Here is an 18775-nt window from a genome sequence, read left to right on the forward strand (position 1 = left end):
CCCGGTGCGAACCGGGCCCTTTTTTCTAGTCGACCTTCTCGTTCGGGTAGACGCCCCAGAGGCGGTCCTGGTGGATGTAGCCGTCCACGTCGTGCTTCGAGGGTAGGGCGACGACGAGGCGGCACCACGATCCGGTGCAGGTTTTCACGCTGCCGATCACGCCCGCCTCCAGGCGGGCTTCGTCCTCGGCACCGTCGTCGGCACGCGCGCGCAGCGGGATCGCGGCCTTGTCGGCGCCCTTGGACGCGGTGACGATCGCGGTCCGGCGGCCGGAGAGCAGCGAGTGCAGGACCCAGCCCTCGGTCCCCTCCGAATCGCGGATGCGGCGCCAAGTCTCGAACTCGGCGACGATCTCGACCGGCATGCCGGCGCGCTGGAACACCCACAGGGTGCGGTGATCCTTCGAGGGCCCCTCGCGCAGGTTGACGCGATCGGTCTTCAGGCTGGCATAGCGCGGCAGCGGCAACTTGGTGACGGGCCCGATTCCGGATTCGGGACCGCCGCTCGCTGCGGCCGATGCCGTCCCGATCGAAGCCGGCAGGGTGAGGGTGGGCGACGCCAGGAGGGCGGCACCCACGAAGAAGAGCCGAGCCAGCCGCATCGTCCATCTCCTGATCTTCGCACGTCGGCGATAGAACGCCCGCGCCGCGGGCTGGTGCCGCCGCGGCACTTCGGATTGTGTTCCGGCCTGCCTCTGGTAGAGAGGCCGGAAGCCGTCCGCTCCTGTCTGGCGGAGCTCGGTTAACGGAGCTTGAAACCGGGAACGGGACCGGTCCACGATGCGTCGACGCCGCGCGAGGCGTTCGTGTCGGGCCTGCCCGAACCGGTGATGGGAGAGAAGATGTCGTTGAAGCGCAAGCCGCTCGTCGTCGTGACGCGACGCCTGCCGGACGCGGTCGAGACGCGGATGCGCGAGCTGTTCGATGCGCGGCTGAACCACGACGACGCCCCGCTCTCGTCCGATCGGATCGCCGCCGCGATGCGCGAGGCGGACGTGCTGGTCCCGACCGTCACCGACAAGATCGACGCCGGCCTCCTCGCCCAGGCCGGGCCGAACCTGCGATTGATCGCCAATTTCGGCAACGGCGTCGACCACATCGACGTGGGCGGGGCGCTGGAGCGCGGCATCACCGTCACCAACACGCCCGGCGTCCTGACCGAGGACACCGCCGACATGACCATGGCGCTGATCCTCGCCGTCGCGCGGCGGGTGCCCGAGGGCGCGCGCATCATTCCGGACGACGACTGGACCACGGGCTGGTCGCCGACCTGGATGCTCGGGCGCCGCATCACCGGCAAGCGCCTCGGCATCGTCGGCATGGGCCGGATCGGGCAGGCGCTCGCCCGCCGCGCCAAGGCGTTCGGCCTGCAGATCCACTACCACAACCGCCGCCGGGTCCCGGCCGCGATCGAGGCCGGGCTGGAGGCGACCTACTGGGAATCGCTCGACCAGATGCTGGCTCGCGTCGACATCGTGTCGGTGAACTGCCCGCACACGCCCGCCACCTACCATCTGCTTTCGGCCCGCCGCCTCAAGCTGCTCAAGCCCGAGGCGATCGTCGTGAACACCGCCCGCGGCGAAGTGATCGACGAGAACGCGCTCGCCCGCCTGATCGAGGCCGGCGAGATCTCGGCGGCCGGCCTCGACGTGTTCGAGCAGGAGCCCGCGGTGAGCCCGCGCCTGATCAAGCTCGCAAAGTCCGGCAAGGTCGTGCTGCTGCCGCATATGGGCTCGGCCACGTTCGAGAGCCGGATCGACATGGGCGAGAAGGTCATCATCAACATCAAGACCTTCATGGACGGCCACCGCCCGCCGGATCGGATCCTGCCCAGCATGCTCTGAGCCGGGATCGGGACACGGCATGGGGATGGTGAGCGCCTCGACGGAAGCGACCGGGACCCCGGTTCCGCCTTTGGCCGGTCGGATGCACGCGTTCCGCAGCCTCGGCGGCAATTGCGAGTTCGGCTTCGTGCAGCGCTACGGCGGCGCCGAGCCGTCGGGCCTGTTGCGCTTCGCGTACACGCCCCTCGACGACCTCATCGAGGCACTGACGACCGATTTTTCGAGGTACGGCGCCCCCGGAGACCTGATCCTGGAGGCGACCGAGACCGGCGTGTATTATTGCCGGAGCCAGACCTACAACATCTGGTCGAACACTCAACGACAGGTCGAAGGTACTGATCACGACGCGCTGCTCGAGCGCGAATACGGCCGGGTGGCGCACCTGAAGGCCAAGATGCTCGCCGACCTGGCGACCGGCGCGAAGATCCTCGTGAGGAAGGTCGAGCCGGGCGAGCCCGATTCCGCCTTCGCACGGCTGGCCGAAGCCGTGTGGCGCCATGGGCCGTCGACGCTGCTTCGTGTGCACGAGGCGGATGACGACGGGGTGGTGCCGCCTTTCAGGCGCACCGGGCCGAGAGTGCTGGAAGGCGGCGTCCGGCGGTTCGCGCCCGGGGAGCAGGCCTGGGACGTCGACCTCGAATCCTGGGTCGCCCTGTGCGATGCCGCCTATGCCGAGCATGCCGGCGTACCGCTGGCCTGGCTCGCGCCCGCGCCCTCCGCCGATGCGATGCGGCTTCCGCGTGGGACGACGCGGCACAAGGGCCTCCATCGGGAACCGGGCCTGAGCGCCTTCACCAAGCTGCTCGACCCCGCTCGCTTCGATCCGGCAACACCCTACGTTTTCTCCTCCTGGGTCCGGATCCCGGCGGGAGCGTCGCCCGAGCGCATCTTCGCCGTGATGGGCCGCGAGCGCCTCGGCTGGTGCGATGCCGACCTGACGGTCCGCGATCAGTGGCAGCGCGTCTGGGCCGCCGGCCGCATCGGCACCGGGCAGCATCGTCCGTGCGTCGGGCTCGGCCTGATCGGAGGAGCCGGCGACCGGTTCCAGTCCCGCGACTGGCACCTTCACGAGGGGCCGGTCCCCGATTGGGCCGCCCCGCCGCCCCCGGAATCGGCCGTGCGGGCGGTCTTGCAAGGCCTTCTCGGACGACGCACCTAGAGGCGGCTTCGCGGAATCCTCGAAGATCGCTCCGGTCGGCCGCGGATCAGGCTACGTCGCCGCTCACCGCGACCCGCGCATCGGCGCTCTGGAACAGCCGCTCGCTGGTGAGCTTCAGGAAGCTGAAGCCGAATTCCGGGTTCTGGTAGTAGAGCTGCTTGACCGCGGAATAAGGCACTTCCAGCGCCCGGCCGGCCTCGGTGCAGACCAGTGAGGCCGTGCGCCTGTTGCCCGGCGAGAGCAGGCCGAGCTCGCCGACGATGCCGCCGGCCCGCACCTCGATCCCGTATTCCGGGATGCGGAAGCAGCCGGCCTCGACGTAGTACATCGTCGTCGCCGCCTCGCCCTTGGCGAACAGCGATGCCCCGGCCGCGAACGCCCGCTCGGTGCCGTAGGGCTTCAGCCAGTCGAGGGAGAGGTCGCCGTCGGCGGCCTTCTCCACGTCGCGCACCAGCCGGACCATCTGCCAGAGCCGCCAGGCGTTGAACGGGATCTGGATCGCCTCCGTCAGCACCACCGGCATGCTGCCGATCAGCAGGCCGTAGGTGATGACCGCGGCGCTCGCCACGAGCGAGATGATCCGCAGCGGGATCATCGTGCTCATCGCCGAGGCCGAGATGGTCAGCGCCGTCCCGAGATAGCCGATGCCCTCGACCCAGTTCATCAGACGGCCTCTTCCCGCATCGCGATCATCCGTCCCCTGATGCATCGCGTTTCAGGCTCGACCGCAAGACGATCCGGCGCCGCCGCCTCATCCCGTCACGCGGCTGTGCCCATCCGGATACGCTCCGCCACGGCGTCGGCCGCCCGCACACCCTCGGCATAGGCGCCCCCGGTCGTGCCCCACTGCTCGCGCGACAGCGCCTCGCCGGCGAACCAGATCCGCTCGCCGACCGCCGCGTGCAGCGTTCGGCGCGCGCCGGCGTGGCCCGGCGGCACCGACGCCCAGGAGCCGCGCGACCAGGGATCGTGGCGCCATTCGCTCACGGCGGGGATCGACAGGTCGTGGAGGCGGCCGGCGCCGAAATGATCGGCCAGCGTCGCGCGCACGCGGCGGCGTAGACCGTCCTCGCCGGTGCCGGCGGCATCGATCTCGGCGGCCCCGACCGAGTCGAGCTCGAAATAGTGGAACGGCGTCCCGTCGATGCGGGTGAGCAGGCCCGGCGGGCTGAAGCGTCCGCCGACGAGGCTTGCGAGACGGTCCCGCCCGCGGAACGGGCTCGACGGCCAGTGCAGCACCGCGTGCTCGTAGATGCCGACCCGGAACCCGTCGATCGCGGCACGGATCGGCGCGGGCAGGGCCGGCGAGAAGGCGACGCTGTCGCGCAGCACCATCATCGGCACCGTCACGATCACGGCGCGGGCCTTCAGGGTCCGCCCGTCCGCGGTGGCGACGCGAACGCCGGCTCCCGTCCAGTCGATGCCGGCGACGGGGCAGTCGAGCGCGATCGGCAGCCCCTGCGCCAGCCGCGCGAGGTAGCCGCCGTAGCCGCCGGCGACGAAGTAGTTGTCGCCGTATTCCATGCTCGGGAAATCCTGGAGCGAGACCTCCTCCAGCGGCCGTCCGGACACCAGACCGTGGACCAGCGCGACGCGGGCGCCCCAGGGGCCGAGGCCGCGGGGCAGGGCGCTCGCCGCCGCACGGTCCGGCCCGCCCGCGGCGGCGCCTGCATGCATCGCCCGGTCGGCGCGGTCGAAGGCCCGGGCGGAGGCCGCGACCTCGGACGGGCGCCCGGGGCGACGCCCGACCCAGACGTGGCCCTCCTGGGCTGCCCGGCGCAGGGGCTCGCCGCGCTCGAAGCCCAATTGGACGAGGGGGTTGATCGGGCCCGCGTGAAGCCAGTGCGCCCCGAGGTCGACCGCATGGCCGCGCAGCATCGTCGCGACCGTGCGCCCGCCGACGCGGTCGCGCGCCTCGAGCACCGCGACGGACAGGCCGGCGGCGACCAGCGTCCGCGCGGCGGCGATCCCGGCAGCGCCCGCGCCGACCACGATCACGTCCGGGTCCGCGGGCAGCGGGGCGAGCCTGGGCGCGACGCTCGGCCGGAACCGGGCATGCGAAGGTGCCGTCTCGTGCATCGAGGTCATTGCGCGGATCGCGATCCTTCTCGTCGTTCTCATTCCGGGTCCGTCGCGCGTTTCAGCCAACCCGCCGGCCCGAGGCCGACGAGACGCAAGCGGTGCTCTTGCGGCGGACGGATCGGGACACCACAACCGCGATGCGCCGATCGGCGGCGGGAGACGGGATCACGGCATGCTCATCCAGGCGGCGCTCGCGGCCCTGCGCCAGACCTTCTCCCCGCCGCTCCGTGCGATCCTGTGGAAGTCGCTCGGGTTGACGCTTGGCATCCTGGCGCTGGCCTGGTTCGGGCTGACGCGATTGATCCAGTGGTTCCAGGCGAGCCACCACATCTCGCAATCCTACCCCATCCTCGACAGCCTCGCCTACTTCCTGGCCGGGTTCGGGCTGTTCGTCGCGCTGGCCTACCTGATGCCCGCGATCTCGATCCTGGTGGCGGGGTTCTTCCTCGACGACGCCGCCGAGATCGTCGAGCGCACCGACTTCCCCGACGACCCGCCCGGCCGCCCGATGCCGTGGGGCGCGGCGATGCTCTACGCCCTGCGCTTCGCCGGCCTGACCCTGCTGGTGAACCTTGCTGCGCTGATCATCTTCTTCGTGCCGGTGATCGGGCTGGCGGCCTTCTTCGCCGCCAACGCCTACCTGCTGTCGCGCGAGTATTTCGAGATGGCTGCGGCCCGCTACCGGCCGCTGGCGGAGGCCGGCGCGATGCGCCGGACGTTCTCGGGCACGACGATCGCGGCGGGCTGCCTGCTGGCCGGGATGATGGTTGTCCCGGTGCTCAACCTGCTGACGCCGCTGTTCGGCATCGCGCTGATGGTCCACGTCCACAAGCGGCTGGCGCACCGCCTGCCGGCCCCCGCCCTGCAGGGACGGCTCCGGTAGCGGCCTAGCTCCGGCTGCCCCAGCGCCGGCCCATGCCGGGCGAGCCGCCGGCGTCGGCCCCGATCGCCGGACCGGACGCCCGCATCGGACGGTGCTGCGAGCCCTCGCCCATCGGGGTCGGCGCGATCGAGTCGGGTATCTCGGCCTGCTCCTCGGTACCGCGGCCCTTGGCGAACTGCCCGGCGGCTCGGAAGCGCCAGAGATAGCCCGGCACCACCGCCTCGGCGGCGGTCGGCTGGATGCCGAGCCCCTCGAAGCTGCGGCCCTCCGCCTTGGCGGCCTCCGAGACGACGTTGTCGTTCTGCAGCAGAACGACCTGATCGCGGGTGAGTTTGAGGTCGGCCGGCAGCAGCCCGAAGGTCAGGGTGTCGGCGATCTCCATGGCACGGGCCTGGATCTTGGCGATCGGCAGCGGCAGCGACACCACCATGCGCTTGCGCATCGTCGTTTCGAGCATGTAGCGCACGAGGTGATCCAGCGTCGCGACCTCGGGTCCGCCAAGCTCGTAGACCTTGCCGCCGGGCACGCGTCCGTCGGTGGCCAGCGCGATCGCTTCGGCGACGTCGCCGACGAAGACGGGCTGGAAGCGCGACTCGGCCCCGGCCAGCGGCAGCACCGGCAGGAACCGGGCGAGGCTGGCGAAGCGGTTGAAAAAGCTGTCGCCCGGCCCGAAGACCAGGGAGGGCCGGAACACGACGGCGTCGGGTCGTGCGGCGAACACCGCAGCCTCGCCCTCGGCCTTGGTGCGGGCATAGCGCGATTCGGAGTTCGGATCGGCGCCGATCGCGGACACGTGGATCATCGCGGCGCCGACCTTGGCCGCCGCCCGCGCGATCAAGCCGGGGCCTTCGGCCTGGAGGCGCGAGAAGCTCTGGGCGCCGGTTTCCTGAAGGATGCCGACGAGGTTGATCACCACGTCCGCACCCTCGACCGCCCGCACGACCGAATCGGGGTATCGCAGGTTCGCCTGCACGGCGACGATCTGGCCGACCTTCCCGAGCGGCTGCAGGAACAGGGCGAGATCGGGACGGCGGACGGCGACCCGGATGCGGTAGCCGCGCTTGGCCAGCGCCCGAACCACGTGCCGGCCGAGGAAGCCCGAGCCGCCGAAGATGGTGACCAACTGCGAAGCGGGCCGCGTCAGGGACGGGGTCAGTAGGACGGTGTTCGGAGTGCTGGAGCCGGTCATCGCCTCGTCTCGGTCTGTGGGGCCTGCGGGCTCGGGGGCATCGCCACCCCCGGTCCGCCGTTCCTTAGACCATTTTTACCGGTCGCACGCGCCGGGCGGGCGACGAAACGACGTTCTTGAACGTCGCATCCTGCAGGCGCGTACCGCCCGTCCCCGAATGGATCAGCGATCGCTCCGCAGGAGCCAACCAAGGCCGAATGCGGCGGCTGCAACGATCGCCAGGGTAGCGCCCCTGTTCTCCTCGGCGCGCTTCGCGACGTGACGGCCATGCTGCTCCGCCCGGCCGCGGTAATGACGTCCGCGGCTCACGGCCTCGTCGGCGATGGCGCGGCCGCGCTCGCTCGCTTCGTCGATGAAATGCTCACCGTCGCGACGCCAGTTCTGCGCGGTCTCGCGCGCACGGCCGTAGGCTTTCTGCGCAACGCCCGCGGCCTGGTCGACGGCACCGTCGATCTGGCGTCCGGCATCCCCGCCGACTGCACCCATCGCGGTCTTGGCGCGGCCGCGCAGGTTGCGCACGCCGCCTTCGAATCGATCCCGGTTCATGATTTCGTCCCTCGCATCGTGATCCGAAGGCCGGCAGCGCCGGCCTTCGCGGATGGGCACCGGGGCCGGCTCGCAGCCGCCCCGGTGCCGAGCGCTGGACGGATCAGATCTTCTTGACGGCGTCGGCGGCCTTCTGGGCCGCGCCCTTCACGCCGTCCTTGGCGTCGCCGACGGTCTTCTGGGCTTCGCCCTTCAGCTCCTGCGCCTTGCCCTCGGCCTGCAGCTTCTCGTTGCCGGTGACGTTGCCGACACCCTGCTTGACGTTGCCGACCGCCTCGTTGGCGAGGCCCTTGATCTTGTCCGTGGTGCTGCTCATCGGGACGCTCCCTGTGTGCTCAGCGATCCCGGCCCGGCCTCGCGACGACGCCGCGAAGCGTGACCGAACGCTGTCGGGATGTCCGAACGGCAAGCGCCCATGATGGTTCCAAATGCCCCCGCCACGCGCGAAAGCGTGATCGCGCGACGCTCGGGTCGGGCCCGATACGCGGCCCGACGTCTCGATCCGGCGGGGGGATGAGGCCGCCCGGCGGGACGCTTCGGCACCGGCGCGCGGAGCCTCTCCTAGATCTCAATCTCGGTCCCCACCTCCACCACCTGCCGCGTCGGCACGCCGAAGAAGGCGCCGGTGCGCTCGGCGTTGCGCTGCATGAAGGCGTAGAGGCTCTCGCGCCAGGGCTGCATCCCGCGGTCGTCGTTCTTCGGGATGATGGTCTCGTGGCCGATGAAGACCGTGAGGTCGTCGAGCATCTGCGGCGGCAGGCGGCGGTGCTCGACGGCGCAGGCCAGCCCATCGGGGATCGAGGCCTCCTCCATGAAGCCGTAGCGCAGGGTCACCCGGTAGAAGTCGGGCGCGAGGATCGTCACGTGGCTGCGCTCCTCGCGCGGCACGGTCGGGGTCTCCTCGTACTGGGCGGAGACGATCATCACCCGCTCCGGCAGGGCGTGGCTGCGCTCGACGAACCGCGACAAGTGCATCGGGATGCCGTGCATCGCCGCCGACAGGAACACGCCGGTTCCGCGGACCCGCACCAGGTCCTGGTGCTGGAGCGAGGCCAGGAACACGTCCTCGGGCTGGCGCAGGCCGACGCGGGCCTCCTCGACCAGCTGGTTGCCCCTGCGCCACGTCAGCATCATCAGCGCGACGAAGCCGGCGAGCACCAGCGGAAACCAGCCGCCCTCGAACAGCTTCACGCTGTTGGCCCCAAGGAAGACGAGGTCGATCAGCAGGAAGAAGCCGTTCACCGCCAGGATCGCCACGAGGTTGTAGCCCCATCGGCGGGCGATCAGCGCGGCGAGCAGCGTGGTGATCGCCATCAGCAGCGACACGGCAATGCCGTAGGCGCCGGCGAGCGCGTCGGACGATTCGAAGATCACGACGGCGGCGATGGTGGCGGCGGCGAGGAGCCAGTTCACCGCCGGCACGTAGATCTGCCCACGCTCCTCCGAGGCGGTCTGGACGATGTGCATCGGCGGCAGGAAGCCGAGCTGGACCGATTGCTGGGTCAGCGAGAACACACCCGAGATGATCGCCTGCGAGGCGATCACCGTCGCCATCGTCGCCAGCCCGATCAGCGGGTAATGCGCCCAGCCCGGCGCGAGCCGGTAGAACGGGTTCTCGATCGCGTCCGGCGAGGCCAGCAGCAGCGCGCCCTGGCCGAAATAGTTGATCACCAGGGCCGGCAGCACCAGGGCGAACCACGCCACGCGGATCGGCCGGGCGCCGAAATGCCCGAGGTCTGCATACATCGCCTCGCCGCCGGTGACCGCGAGGAAGGCCGCGCCCAGCATCGCGAAGCTCACGTGCCAGCCGGCATGGACCAGAAATTCCACCGCCTTCAGGGGGTTCGCCGCCTGCAGGATCTCCGGCTTATGCAGAATGCCGCTGATCCCCATCAGCGTGAGGACGACGAACCACAGCAGCATCACCGGCCCGAAGATCCGCCCGATGAAGGCGACGCCCTTGCTCTGCACCAGGAACAGGGCGACGAGGATCGCGATCGTGATCGGCACGACGTAGCGGCCGAGCGCCGGCGCATCGACCTTCAGGCCCTCGATCGCCGAGAGCACCGAGATCGCCGGGGTGATCGCGCCGTCGCCGTAGAGAAGCGCCGCGCCGATCAGCCCGACGACGAGCAGCAGCGCCTTCCACGAGCGCGGCTTCGCATGGCGGGCGCCCAGCAGCGCCAGCATCGCGACGATGCCGCCCTCGCCGGCATTGTCAGCGCGCAGGATCAGCACCGCGTATTTCAGCGAGACGATCAGGATCAGCGCCCACAGGATCAGCGAGACCGCGCCGACCACCGCGATGGGGTCGGCGTTGCCGCCGCCGCTGGCGGCCCGCACCGCCTCCTTGTAGGCGTAGAGCGGGCTGGTGCCGATGTCGCCGTAGACGACCCCGAGCGCCCCAAGCAGCAGGGCCGGGCGGAACCTTCGTGCGGCGGCGGGCTCGGCGCCCCCCTCCGCACGGACATGACTCTCACTCACAGAACGCCCCGCCCTCGTCGTTTCGCGGCGCGACGCTAGCAGGCGCCCGGCGCCCGTCCATCGGAACCGTGCATCGCCGCCGACGATCGCGTCAATGTGTGTCGGCCCGACGTCAGATCAGGGCGGCGAGCGCATCGGGGCAGGGCGCATCCCGGGCGATGACGATCACCGGCACCTCGGCGTGGCGCGCGATCGCCTCGGCGACCGTCTCGGGCGGCGTCGGCGCGCCGGTGCTCTCGTTGACGACGATGGCGAGGACCGGGATGTCGGCCGCCCGGCAGGTCTCGTAGGCCGTCAGGGCGTGGCTGATCGCCCCGAGATAGCTGCCCGAGACGAGGATCGCCGGGCAGGCGAGCGACCACAGCCAGCCGAGGCCGGTCGCCTCCTGGGTCACCGGGCTCATCAGGCCGCCGACGCCCTCGACGATCAGCGTGCCCGTCGCGGCCTCCATCCGCTCCAGGCACCACGTGACGATGTCCTCGAGCACGGGCGCTTGGCCCTCGAGAGCCGCCGCCTGGTCGGGGGCGAGCGGCGCCGCGAAGCGCCACGGCGAGCAGGCCGCGACGGCGGCGGCCGTGACCGCGATCCCCTGGGCCGCCAGAAGCTGCGCCGTATCGCTGCCGGCAAAATCCGGGTCGCCCATCGGCGGCACGCCGCTCGCGACGGGCTTCAGCGCCCGCACGTCGCGTCCGTCGGCGCGCAGGCGCCGCACGATCGCCGCGGTGACGTAGGTTTTGCCGATCTCGGTGCCGGCGCCCGCGATGAAGACGGTCGTCATGGATGATGGATCCCGCGGCGCACCGGTTCTCGCGATGGCGACCGTCCGCCGCCTATCGATCGAGGCCGAACGAAACGTCGCCCGCACATCCCATCCCAGGTCATCCCGGGCCCGCCTTTCAGCGCCCCGGGATGACGGGGCGGGTGGAGCGCCCCTGAACGAGAACCCTACGGACGGGAGCGCCGTGACGAGAGCAGGCGCTCAGGCCGTGAAGCTGCCGTGGCAGTGCTTGAACTTCTTGCCCGAGCCGCAGGGGCAAGGCTCGTTGCGGCCGACGCGACCCCAGGTGGTCGCGTCGTCGGGGTCGCGCTCCAGCACGGCCCCGTCGGCCGACAGCCCCTGGGCGGCGTAGCCGTAGGCCGGCCCGCCGCCGCCGTCGCTCCCGGTGCCGCGGCCGGCATAGTCCATCTCGTTCTCGCCGGTGACCGGATCGAGGTGCTGGGCGAACATCTGCGGCAGGCCGGGGGATGGCCCGAACGGGTTCGCCTGGGCTTCCGGCTCCTGGAACATGATCTCGACGCGCGAGAGCTGGCTGGTGACCTGCTCGCGCAGCTGCGTGACGAGGCCGTTGAACAGGTCGAAGGCCTCGGACTTGTACTCGTTCAGCGGGTCGCGCTGGGCGAAGCCGCGCCAGCCGATCACCTGGCGCAGGTGGTCGAGCGTCACGAGGTGCTCGCGCCAGAGGTGATCGAGGGTCTGTAGGAGCACCTGCTTCTCGATGTAGGTCGTCACCTCGGCACCGTTCTTCTCGGCGCGGGCGGCGTAGGCGGTGTCGGCGGCCTTCTTCAGGCGCTCGCGCATCTCCTCGTCGGCGATGCCCTCTTCCTTGGCCCAATCCTCGATCGGCTCGTCGAGGTTGAGGATCTCCGTCACGCGCTCGCGGAGGCCGGCGACGTCCCACTGCTCGGCGTAGGCGTTCTCGGGAATATGGGTCGCGACAAGGTCGTCGATCGTGGCCTGGCGCATCTCCTCGACGGTCTCGGACACGCTGTCCTGGCCCATGAAGTCGCGGCGCTGCTCGAATACGACCTTGCGCTGGTCGTTCATGACGTTGTCGTACTTGAGCACGTTCTTGCGCATGTCGAAGTTGCGCGCCTCGACCTTCTGCTGCGCCTTCTCGATCGCCTTGTTGATCCACGGGTGGATGATCGCCTCGCCCTGCTCCAGGCCGAGCTTCTGCAGCATCCCGTCCATGCGGTCGGAGCCGAAGATGCGCATCAGGTCGTCCTGCAGCGACAGGAAGAACTTCGAGCGACCGGGATCGCCCTGGCGGCCCGAGCGGCCGCGGAGCTGGTTGTCGATGCGGCGCGATTCGTGGCGCTCGGTGCCGATGATGTAGAGGCCGCCCGGCAGCGCCTTCTTGCGGCCGGCTTCCGGATCGGCCGGCTCGCCCGACGCCAGCACCTTGGTGCGGTTCTCGGCGATCTCGGCCTTGATCGCGGCGACCTTGGCGTCGCGCTCGGGGCCGTCCTCGAGGCCGGCGAGCTCCTTCTCGACGCGCATCTCGACGTTGCCGCCGAGCTTGATGTCGGTTCCGCGACCGGCCATGTTGGTGGCGATGGTGATCGCGCCGGGCACGCCGGCCTCGGCGACGATGTAGGCCTCCTGCTCGTGGAAGCGGGCGTTCAGCACCGCGAAGCGCTTGGTGACGCGGCCCTCGCGCGCGGCGGCGTAGACGTCGGTGAGTGCATTCGGATCGGAATAGTCGAGCAGGGTGAAGCCGGCCTTCTTGAGCAGCTCGGCGATCAGCTCGGACTTCTCGATCGAGCCGGTGCCGACCAGGATCGGCTGGTGGCGCGCATGCGCCGTCTCGATCTCCTCGATGATGCCGGCGTACTTCTCCTCGACGGTGCGGTAGACCTGGTCGTCCTCGTCAACGCGCTCGACCTCCTTGTTGGTCGGGATGTCGACGACCTCGAGCTTGTAGATCTCGGCGAACTCGTCGGCCTCGGTCGAGGCCGTGCCGGTCATGCCCGCGAGCTTGTCGTAGAGGCGGAAGAAGTTCTGGAAGGTGATCGAGGCCAGCGTCTGGTTCTCGGGCTGGATCGTCACCCGCTCCTTCGCCTCGAGAGCCTGGTGCAGGCCCTCCGAGTAGCGCCGGCCCTGCATCATGCGGCCGGTGAACTCGTCGATGATCACCACCTCGTCGTTCTTGACGATGTAGTCCTTGTCCCGGGTGAACAGCGTGTGGGCGCGCAGCGCCTGGTTCACGTGGTGGACGATGGTGACGTTGTGACCATCGTAGAGGTCGCCGTCCTTGAGGATGCCGGCGTCGCGCAGCGCGTCCTCGATGAACTCGTTGCCCTCCTCGGTCAGCGAGACGGTGCGCTGCTTCTCGTCGAGGTCGTAGTGCGAGGGCACCAGCATCGGCATCAGCGCATCGACGGTGACGTAGAGCTCGGAGCGGTCGTCGACAGGGCCGGAGATGATCAGCGGCGTGCGCGCCTCGTCGATCAGGATCGAGTCGACCTCGTCAACGATCGCGAAGTTGTGCCCCCGCTGCGCCAGCTGGGACATCTCGTACTTCATGTTGTCGCGCAGGTAGTCGAAGCCGTACTCGTTGTTCGTCCCGTAGGTGATGTCGCAGGCGTAGGCTTCCTTGCGCTGCTCGTCGTCGAGGCCGTGCACGATCGTGCCGACGGTCAGCCCGAGGAAGCGGTAGACCTGCCCCATCCACTCCGCGTCGCGGGCGGCGAGGTAGTCATTGACGGTCACGACGTGGACGCCCTTGCCCGACAGCGCGTTGAGGTAGACCGGCAGCGTCGCCACCAGCGTCTTGCCCTCGCCGGTCTTCATCTCGGCGATGCCGCCCTCGTGCAGCACCATGCCGCCGATCAACTGCACGTCGAAGTGGCGCTGGCCGAACACGCGCTTGGCCGCCTCGCGCACGGTGGCGAAGGCGGGAACGAGGATGTCGTCGAGGCTCTTGCCGGCCGCGAGCTCGGCCTTCAGCATGTCGGTGCGGGCGCGCAGGGCGTCGTCCGACAGCACCTGGATCTCGGCTTCGAGCTCGTTGATCGCCGCGACGCGGGGACGATAGCCCTTCACGCGCCGGTCGTTCGACGAGCCGAAAATCTTCTTGGCGAGGGCACCGAGCATCGTGAACCTGCAAACGGGAAAGCCCGTCGGCGGTCTCCCGCAGACGGCTGGCCTTGGCTGAGTTGGCCGGGCTTATAGAGGTAAATATCGCGGGCCGCATCTAAAAGAGGCCGGCGCGCGATGGGCTGCGCAGAGGCGCTTCGGCCCAGATCCGTATCAGTGCCGCCTCGCGCAACCCGTTCACGGGCGGCTGTCGCCCGCGGCGTCAGTTGACTTCGCAGAACCCCACGCCGGCGCCGACGATGCGGTCCGACGGGCACCACGGGCCGGCGACCCGCACCGGATGCGGCGACGGCTTCGCACGCTCCGCGATCGGCGCGACGGCGACGGGCGCGACGGCGACGGGCGTCAGCCCACGCACCGTCTCCCGTGCCTGCGTCCACGGCTCCGTCCGCGGCGACGCCGGCTCCGTCGCGCGAGGCGGTGCGATCGGCAGGGGAACGCCAGCGCTCGCGATGCGCTCGGTCGCGCGCGGCGGGACCGGAGCCGCGGCGGACGCGCTGCCGATTCCGAGGCGCAGGCGGAACCCGCGTGCCTCGGCGGAGGACGGCGTCGCCGCGAACGCGAAAGCGGTCGAAGCCGCGAGCACGATCCATCCGATCTGCGAGATCCTGCGCATCCGCCCCTCCGTCGATCCGGCAAGCCTGTGCCGGCGCGCGTTCACGAAGGCTCAAGAAACGGAGTCAACGGAATGCTTTCCCCGTGACGGGCGAGGACGGGCGGACGCGACGGCGATGGAACGTGCGTGCATCCTTTCCTCATCTGAGCCGTGCTCCTGCGACCTCATTTCCGTCATTCCTTGCGCCTTGCCTTTGCGTGCGACGCGAGCCACCTGTCTCGCCGATTCCCGCGGCTGCGATGCCGCTTCCTCGAAGCCCCGTGCGAGACCGTCCGGCGCCGAGCCGCGACGGGTCGGGGCGAAACCGTCCAGGAACGCCAACGCCATGTCGAAGACCCAGACCCTCCGCGGCGCGAGCGCGCTCGCCCTGGCGCTCGCGCTCGGCGGTACCGCCTCCGCGCAGACGCCGACCCCGGCGGCGCAGCCCTCCGTCGCCGCCGCGGTGCTGCCCTCGCCCGACAGCGTCGTCGCCAAGGTGAACGGGATCCCGGTCACCGCCGGCGACATCGCGGTGGCGGCCGAGGATCCGGCCCTGTCGCTGCCGGGCGTCGACGATGCGCAGAAGAAGGGCCTGCTGGTCGACTACATGCTCGACCTCAAGGTCGGCGCGCAGGCGGCGGACGCCGCCAAGATCGGCGACACGCCGGACTTCAAGCGCAAGCTCGCCTACTTCCGCGACAAGCTCCTCCTCGACGAGTACCTGGAGCGCGAGGCCAAGAAGGCGGCGACGCCCGAGGCGGCCCACACGCTCTACGACCAGTCCGCCAAGCTGATGAAGCCGGAGGAGGAGATCCACGCCCGCCACATCCTCGTGGAGAACGAGGCCGAGGCGAAGAAGATCGCCGCGCGGATCAAGGGCGGCGAGGACTTCGCCAAGGTCGCCGCCGAGACCACCAAGGATGCCGGCTCGAAGGCCGAGGGCGGCGACCTCGGCTGGTTCTCGAAGGACCGGATGGTGAAGGAATTCGCCGACGCCGCCTTTAAGCTGCAGCCCGGGCAGGTTTCCGATCCGGTCAAGTCCCAGTTCGGCTGGCACGTGATCAAGGTCGAGGAGAAGCGCAACAAGCCCGTGCCGACCTTCGACGAGCTGAAGGAGCAGATTGATCAGGCGCTGATCCGCAAGGCGCAACAGGACCTGATCCTGAAGCTCCGCGCCGACGCCAAGGTCGAGCGCTTCGACGAGAACGGCAAGCCGATCGCCGCGCCGGCCCCGGCCGCCGAGGAGCCGAAGAAGCCCTGACCGCGGCGGCCGCCCGACGTTCGCTCGCGCGGAAGCGTGGCAGCCGCGGATTTCGGCGCGGTCCGCCGCGTCGGAGGTGCGATGACGGACCGCTCATGCACGGAATTTGCGCCTAAGGATCAACATTTGCGCAAGGATCGTATGAAAGAGTACCCAACGAGCGGGGCGGCAGGAAAATCATCGCGATGCCGTCGGAGCAGGTTCTGCTGAAGCCCCGCCTGGCACCCATGATCTGGCTCACCGAGACCGCGGCGCCGGTCTGCGTCGAGATCAGCGACGGGCTGCGGCGGACGTTGTTCCGGCGAATGTCCTCGCTGATCTCCGGCTCCCTCGTCGGGCTGATCATCATCGCGATCCTGCTGTACCGGAACCCGATCCCGGCATTCTTCGCCTGGGCGGCCGTCGATACGATCCTGGTCCTGTTCCGTTTCGCCGTCATCGGCCGGTTGATGCGGATCCTCCGAGATCCCTCGCTCCGCCGTCCGAGGGACACCCTCGTCGTCGATGCCTTCATCGCCGGCAGCGTGCTGTGGTGCGCGCAGATCGGCGTCGGCGCCTTCCTCTGCATGAGCTTGGGCGATCCCGTCCTGGCGGTGTTCGGCACCATGCTGTCGACCGGGATCGTCGGGGCGATGTGCGCGCGCAATCCCGGCTCGCCGCGCATGGTCAAGCTGCAGATGGTCCTGATCATCGTGCCCTATGCGGCCGGCGCTGCGATGGGGCCGGAGCCGTGGCTGTAGCCGATCGCGCTCATCGCCCCGCTTTATCTATGGGGAACGATCAGCATCAACCGGGAACTCCACATCGATTACCTCAAGATGCTGATGGCCCAGCAGGAAAGCAGCCACCTCGCCCTTCACTGCAGCCTGACCGGCCTGCCGAACCGCAACTCCTTCAAAGCGCGCCTCAAGGCGGCCGAGCGGAACGCTTCGGTGCTCTTCCTCGACCTCGACGGCTTCAAGGCGGTGAACGACCAGCACGGGCATCCGGCGGGCGATGCGCTCCTGACGGCCGTCGGCGAACGGATCCGCGGCTGCGTGCCGGATCCCGCCGACGTCGCGCGGCTCGGCGGCGACGAGTTCGCGATCCTGGTCCATGCCGACGACGAGCGCACGATCGCGGCGATCGCGACCCGCCTGATCGCCGAGGTGGCACGACCCTACGCCTTGCCGACGGGGTTGGTCGTCCGGGTCGGCCTCAGCATCGGCATCGCGACGCGGCGCGACGCGGACACCGACCCGATGCTCCTCCTGCCGGAAGCCGATCAGGCCCTCTACGAGGCGAAGCGGGCCGGCAAGGGCACCTATCGCTGGTTCCAGCCGGCGAACGACGCCGACCTCTCCAGCCAAGTGCGAGAGCTTCGCGACATGCTCCCGAAGACCCAGACCGTCCGCGAGCACGGCTTCGAGGCCGGTCTCTCGGTCACGCGCGCCTAGAGATCGACGCGCGCCAGCCCCCCGGTCGACGCCGAACCGAGCGCCGCCTCACTTCACGTCGGGCGTCAGGTAGGAGGAGGTCGCCGGGCGGGCGGCACCGACGATCCCAAGTGCAGCCAGCTCGTCGGTGCGCCGGCGCGATGCCAGGATGTCGAGCACCGCGACGACCAGCCAGGGACACGCGATCCCGATGAAGAACGCCATCTCATCACCCTTGCTGATCCGGGCCGCCCGGCATCGAGAGCTGGATGATAGCCCGGCGCCGGGGCTTCGCAAGATGTCGTGCGGGTCGATACGGGTAATCAGACCCAGCCCTGAAGCTCCCGCCGCACCACGGTCTCGATCACCTTCATGCCGAGGTCGCTGTCGTTGAGGCAGGGGATGTAGGCGAAGCGCTCGCCGCCGTTGTCCTCGAAGTAGTGCCGGTTTTCGCCGTCGAGCTCTTCCAGCGTCTCCAGGCAGTCGGCGGTGAAGCCCGGCGCGACGATCGCCATGCGCTTCACACCGGATTTCGCGAGCGTCTGCACGGTCTCGTCGGTGTAGGGCTTGAGCCATTCCTCGTTGCCGAAGCGCGACTGGAAGGTCGTCCGCATCCGCTCGGTCGAGAAGCCGAGCTCTTCGCGGATCAGGCGGCCGGTCTTCACGCACTGGCAGTGATAGGGGTCGCCCTTGAGCAGGTAGCTCTTCGGCACGCCGTGGAACGAGGTGAGGATCACCTCCGGCTCGAAATCGAGCTTGGCCAGCCCCTCGCGGATCGAATCGGCCATCGCACGGATGTAGACGGGGTCGTCGTGGTACGGCGCCGAGACCCGCACGGTCGGCTGCCAGCGCATCTGCATCAGCGCCTTGAACGCCTGGTCGCAGGCGGTGGCCGAGGTCGCTGCGGCGTATTGCGGGTAGAGCGGCACCAGCAAAATGCGGTCGCAGCCCTGATCGAGCAGGGCCTGGATCCGCAGGGCGACCTCGGGCTTGCCGTAGCGCATCGCCCAGTCGACCACGACCTTGTCGCCCATCATCGCCTGCAGGCGCTCGGCCTGGCCGCGGGTGATGGTCTTGAGCGGGCCCTCGTCGCGCTCGTTGTTCCACACGCTCGCGTAGTCCTTGCCCTTCGGGCCGGGACGCTTGGTCAGGATGATCAGGTTGAGCAGCGGCCACCAGATCAGGCGCGGCACCTCGATCACCCGGCGGTCGGACAGGAACTCCTTGAGGTAGCGGCGCATCGGCCAGTAGCTCGTGCCCTCCGGCGTGCCGAGGTTCATCAGCAGCACGCCGACACGGCCCCAGCGGACCGGGGGGTGATCGGCCGGAAGGGTGCCCGCGCCGGCCGCACGGCTCGGCTCGACGGTGGAGACGGCCGACAGGGACGCCGGTTCGACGCGTTCGTTCATGGTGAGGTTCTCGGCCATGGCGGCCGCTT

Annotated in this window: 18 protein-coding genes; 6 read left to right on the forward strand and 12 right to left on the reverse strand. The window is 69.8% G+C overall.

What is annotated here, in order from left to right:
- Window positions 1-25: 25 nt before the first annotated feature.
- Window positions 26-601, reverse strand: a complete 576-nt coding sequence (locus MKK60_RS01575; RefSeq protein ID WP_147727712.1) for an SH3 domain-containing protein — start codon at window positions 599-601, stop codon at window positions 26-28.
- Between the two features lie 240 nt (window positions 602-841).
- On the opposite strand from MKK60_RS01575, the gene MKK60_RS01580 reads away from it, so the two are divergent.
- Window positions 842-1843 carry a 2-hydroxyacid dehydrogenase gene (locus MKK60_RS01580; protein ID WP_243936346.1) on the forward strand — a complete coding sequence of 334 codons (1002 nt, stop codon included), beginning with the start codon at window positions 842-844 and terminating at the stop codon, window positions 1841-1843.
- Between the two features lie 82 nt (window positions 1844-1925).
- Window positions 1926-3002 (forward strand): hypothetical protein, encoded by a 1077-nt coding sequence (locus tag MKK60_RS01585; protein WP_243983596.1) that lies wholly within the window; start codon window positions 1926-1928, stop codon window positions 3000-3002.
- A gap of 46 nt (window positions 3003-3048) precedes the next feature.
- Here MKK60_RS01585 and MKK60_RS01590 read toward each other — a convergent pair whose 3' ends face one another.
- Window positions 3049-3666, reverse strand: a complete 618-nt coding sequence (locus tag MKK60_RS01590; RefSeq protein WP_147727710.1) for a Crp/Fnr family transcriptional regulator — start codon at window positions 3664-3666, stop codon at window positions 3049-3051.
- 95 nt (window positions 3667-3761) lie between these two features.
- Window positions 3762-5090, reverse strand: coding sequence for a flavin monoamine oxidase family protein (locus MKK60_RS01595; RefSeq protein ID WP_243983597.1), 1329 nt, complete (start codon window positions 5088-5090; stop codon window positions 3762-3764).
- Between the two features lie 166 nt (window positions 5091-5256).
- Here MKK60_RS01595 and MKK60_RS01600 point away from each other — a divergent pair, with 166 nt between their 5' ends.
- On the forward strand, window positions 5257-5967 hold the full coding sequence (locus MKK60_RS01600) for a sulfate transporter family protein (protein ID WP_147727210.1): 711 nt from the start codon (window positions 5257-5259) through the stop codon (window positions 5965-5967).
- Between the two features lie 4 nt (window positions 5968-5971).
- On the opposite strand, the gene MKK60_RS01605 is transcribed toward MKK60_RS01600, so the two are convergent.
- From MKK60_RS01605 to MKK60_RS01635, 7 genes are all read right to left on the reverse strand, one after another.
- Window positions 5972-7156, reverse strand: coding sequence for a complex I NDUFA9 subunit family protein (locus MKK60_RS01605; protein ID WP_243983598.1), 1185 nt, complete (start codon window positions 7154-7156; stop codon window positions 5972-5974).
- Between the two features lie 162 nt (window positions 7157-7318).
- Window positions 7319-7702 (reverse strand): CsbD family protein, encoded by a 384-nt coding sequence (locus tag MKK60_RS01610; protein WP_243983599.1) that lies wholly within the window; start codon window positions 7700-7702, stop codon window positions 7319-7321.
- Window positions 7703-7805: 103 nt separating this feature from the next.
- Window positions 7806-8018 carry a CsbD family protein gene (locus tag MKK60_RS01615; RefSeq protein ID WP_147727207.1) on the reverse strand — a complete coding sequence of 71 codons (213 nt, stop codon included), beginning with the start codon at window positions 8016-8018 and terminating at the stop codon, window positions 7806-7808.
- A gap of 245 nt (window positions 8019-8263) precedes the next feature.
- Window positions 8264-10186, reverse strand: coding sequence for a potassium transporter Kup (locus MKK60_RS01620; RefSeq protein WP_409567347.1), 1923 nt, complete (start codon window positions 10184-10186; stop codon window positions 8264-8266).
- A gap of 112 nt (window positions 10187-10298) precedes the next feature.
- A complete protein-coding gene (bioD, locus tag MKK60_RS01625) occupies window positions 10299-10964 on the reverse strand; it encodes a dethiobiotin synthase (RefSeq protein WP_243946255.1) in 666 nt (221 codons plus the stop codon).
- 201 nt (window positions 10965-11165) lie between these two features.
- Window positions 11166-14063: a preprotein translocase subunit SecA gene (gene secA / locus MKK60_RS01630; protein WP_243983600.1), complete on the reverse strand. Its 2898-nt coding sequence runs from the start codon at window positions 14061-14063 to the stop codon at window positions 11166-11168.
- A 205-nt stretch (window positions 14064-14268) separates the two neighbouring features.
- Complete coding sequence (locus MKK60_RS01635) at window positions 14269-14682, reverse strand: hypothetical protein (protein WP_243983601.1); 414 nt, start codon at window positions 14680-14682, stop codon at window positions 14269-14271.
- A 325-nt stretch (window positions 14683-15007) separates the two neighbouring features.
- On the opposite strand from MKK60_RS01635, the gene MKK60_RS01640 reads away from it, so the two are divergent.
- From MKK60_RS01640 to MKK60_RS01650, 3 genes are all read left to right on the forward strand, one after another.
- Window positions 15008-15922: a peptidylprolyl isomerase gene (locus tag MKK60_RS01640; protein ID WP_243983602.1), complete on the forward strand. Its 915-nt coding sequence runs from the start codon at window positions 15008-15010 to the stop codon at window positions 15920-15922.
- Window positions 15923-16107: 185 nt separating this feature from the next.
- Complete coding sequence (locus MKK60_RS01645; protein ID WP_243983603.1) at window positions 16108-16662, forward strand: hypothetical protein; 555 nt, start codon at window positions 16108-16110, stop codon at window positions 16660-16662.
- Window positions 16663-16740: 78 nt separating this feature from the next.
- Complete coding sequence (locus tag MKK60_RS01650; protein ID WP_243983604.1) at window positions 16741-17358, forward strand: GGDEF domain-containing protein; 618 nt, start codon at window positions 16741-16743, stop codon at window positions 17356-17358.
- Window positions 17359-17406: 48 nt separating this feature from the next.
- Here MKK60_RS01650 and MKK60_RS01655 read toward each other — a convergent pair whose 3' ends face one another.
- Window positions 17407-17562 (reverse strand): hypothetical protein, encoded by a 156-nt coding sequence (locus MKK60_RS01655; RefSeq protein WP_243933375.1) that lies wholly within the window; start codon window positions 17560-17562, stop codon window positions 17407-17409.
- Window positions 17563-17660: 98 nt separating this feature from the next.
- Complete coding sequence (gene hemH, locus MKK60_RS01660; RefSeq protein ID WP_243933409.1) at window positions 17661-18746, reverse strand: ferrochelatase; 1086 nt, start codon at window positions 18744-18746, stop codon at window positions 17661-17663.
- Between the last annotated feature and the right edge of the window lie 29 nt (window positions 18747-18775).

The organism is Methylobacterium sp. J-092 (assembly GCF_022829325.1).
Classification (GTDB): Bacteria; Pseudomonadota; Alphaproteobacteria; order Rhizobiales; family Beijerinckiaceae; genus Methylobacterium.

Excerpts from the sequence above, each read along its gene's own strand:
- MKK60_RS01605 (WP_243983598.1), bottom strand. The coding sequence starts at position 7,156 with ATGACCGGCTCCAGCACTCCGAACACCGTCCTACTGACCCCGTCCCTG.
- MKK60_RS01575 (WP_147727712.1), bottom strand. The coding sequence starts at position 601 with ATGCGGCTGGCTCGGCTCTTCTTCGTGGGTGCCGCCCTCCTGGCGTCG.
- MKK60_RS01650 (WP_243983604.1), top strand. The coding sequence starts at position 16,741 with ATGCTGATGGCCCAGCAGGAAAGCAGCCACCTCGCCCTTCACTGCAGC.
- hemH (WP_243933409.1), bottom strand. The coding sequence starts at position 18,746 with ATGAACGAACGCGTCGAACCGGCGTCCCTGTCGGCCGTCTCCACCGTC.
- MKK60_RS01610 (WP_243983599.1), bottom strand. The coding sequence starts at position 7,702 with ATGAACCGGGATCGATTCGAAGGCGGCGTGCGCAACCTGCGCGGCCGC.
- MKK60_RS01645 (WP_243983603.1), top strand. The coding sequence starts at position 16,108 with ATGCCGTCGGAGCAGGTTCTGCTGAAGCCCCGCCTGGCACCCATGATC.
- MKK60_RS01595 (WP_243983597.1), bottom strand. The coding sequence starts at position 5,090 with ATGACCTCGATGCACGAGACGGCACCTTCGCATGCCCGGTTCCGGCCG.
- MKK60_RS01655 (WP_243933375.1), bottom strand. The coding sequence starts at position 17,562 with ATGGCGTTCTTCATCGGGATCGCGTGTCCCTGGCTGGTCGTCGCGGTG.
- MKK60_RS01600 (WP_147727210.1), top strand. The coding sequence starts at position 5,257 with ATGCTCATCCAGGCGGCGCTCGCGGCCCTGCGCCAGACCTTCTCCCCG.
- secA (WP_243983600.1), bottom strand. The coding sequence starts at position 14,063 with ATGCTCGGTGCCCTCGCCAAGAAGATTTTCGGCTCGTCGAACGACCGG.
- MKK60_RS01580 (WP_243936346.1), top strand. The coding sequence starts at position 842 with ATGTCGTTGAAGCGCAAGCCGCTCGTCGTCGTGACGCGACGCCTGCCG.
- MKK60_RS01615 (WP_147727207.1), bottom strand. The coding sequence starts at position 8,018 with ATGAGCAGCACCACGGACAAGATCAAGGGCCTCGCCAACGAGGCGGTC.
- MKK60_RS01590 (WP_147727710.1), bottom strand. The coding sequence starts at position 3,666 with ATGAACTGGGTCGAGGGCATCGGCTATCTCGGGACGGCGCTGACCATC.
- MKK60_RS01585 (WP_243983596.1), top strand. The coding sequence starts at position 1,926 with ATGCACGCGTTCCGCAGCCTCGGCGGCAATTGCGAGTTCGGCTTCGTG.
- MKK60_RS01635 (WP_243983601.1), bottom strand. The coding sequence starts at position 14,682 with ATGCGCAGGATCTCGCAGATCGGATGGATCGTGCTCGCGGCTTCGACC.
- bioD (WP_243946255.1), bottom strand. The coding sequence starts at position 10,964 with ATGACGACCGTCTTCATCGCGGGCGCCGGCACCGAGATCGGCAAAACC.
- MKK60_RS01640 (WP_243983602.1), top strand. The coding sequence starts at position 15,008 with ATGTCGAAGACCCAGACCCTCCGCGGCGCGAGCGCGCTCGCCCTGGCG.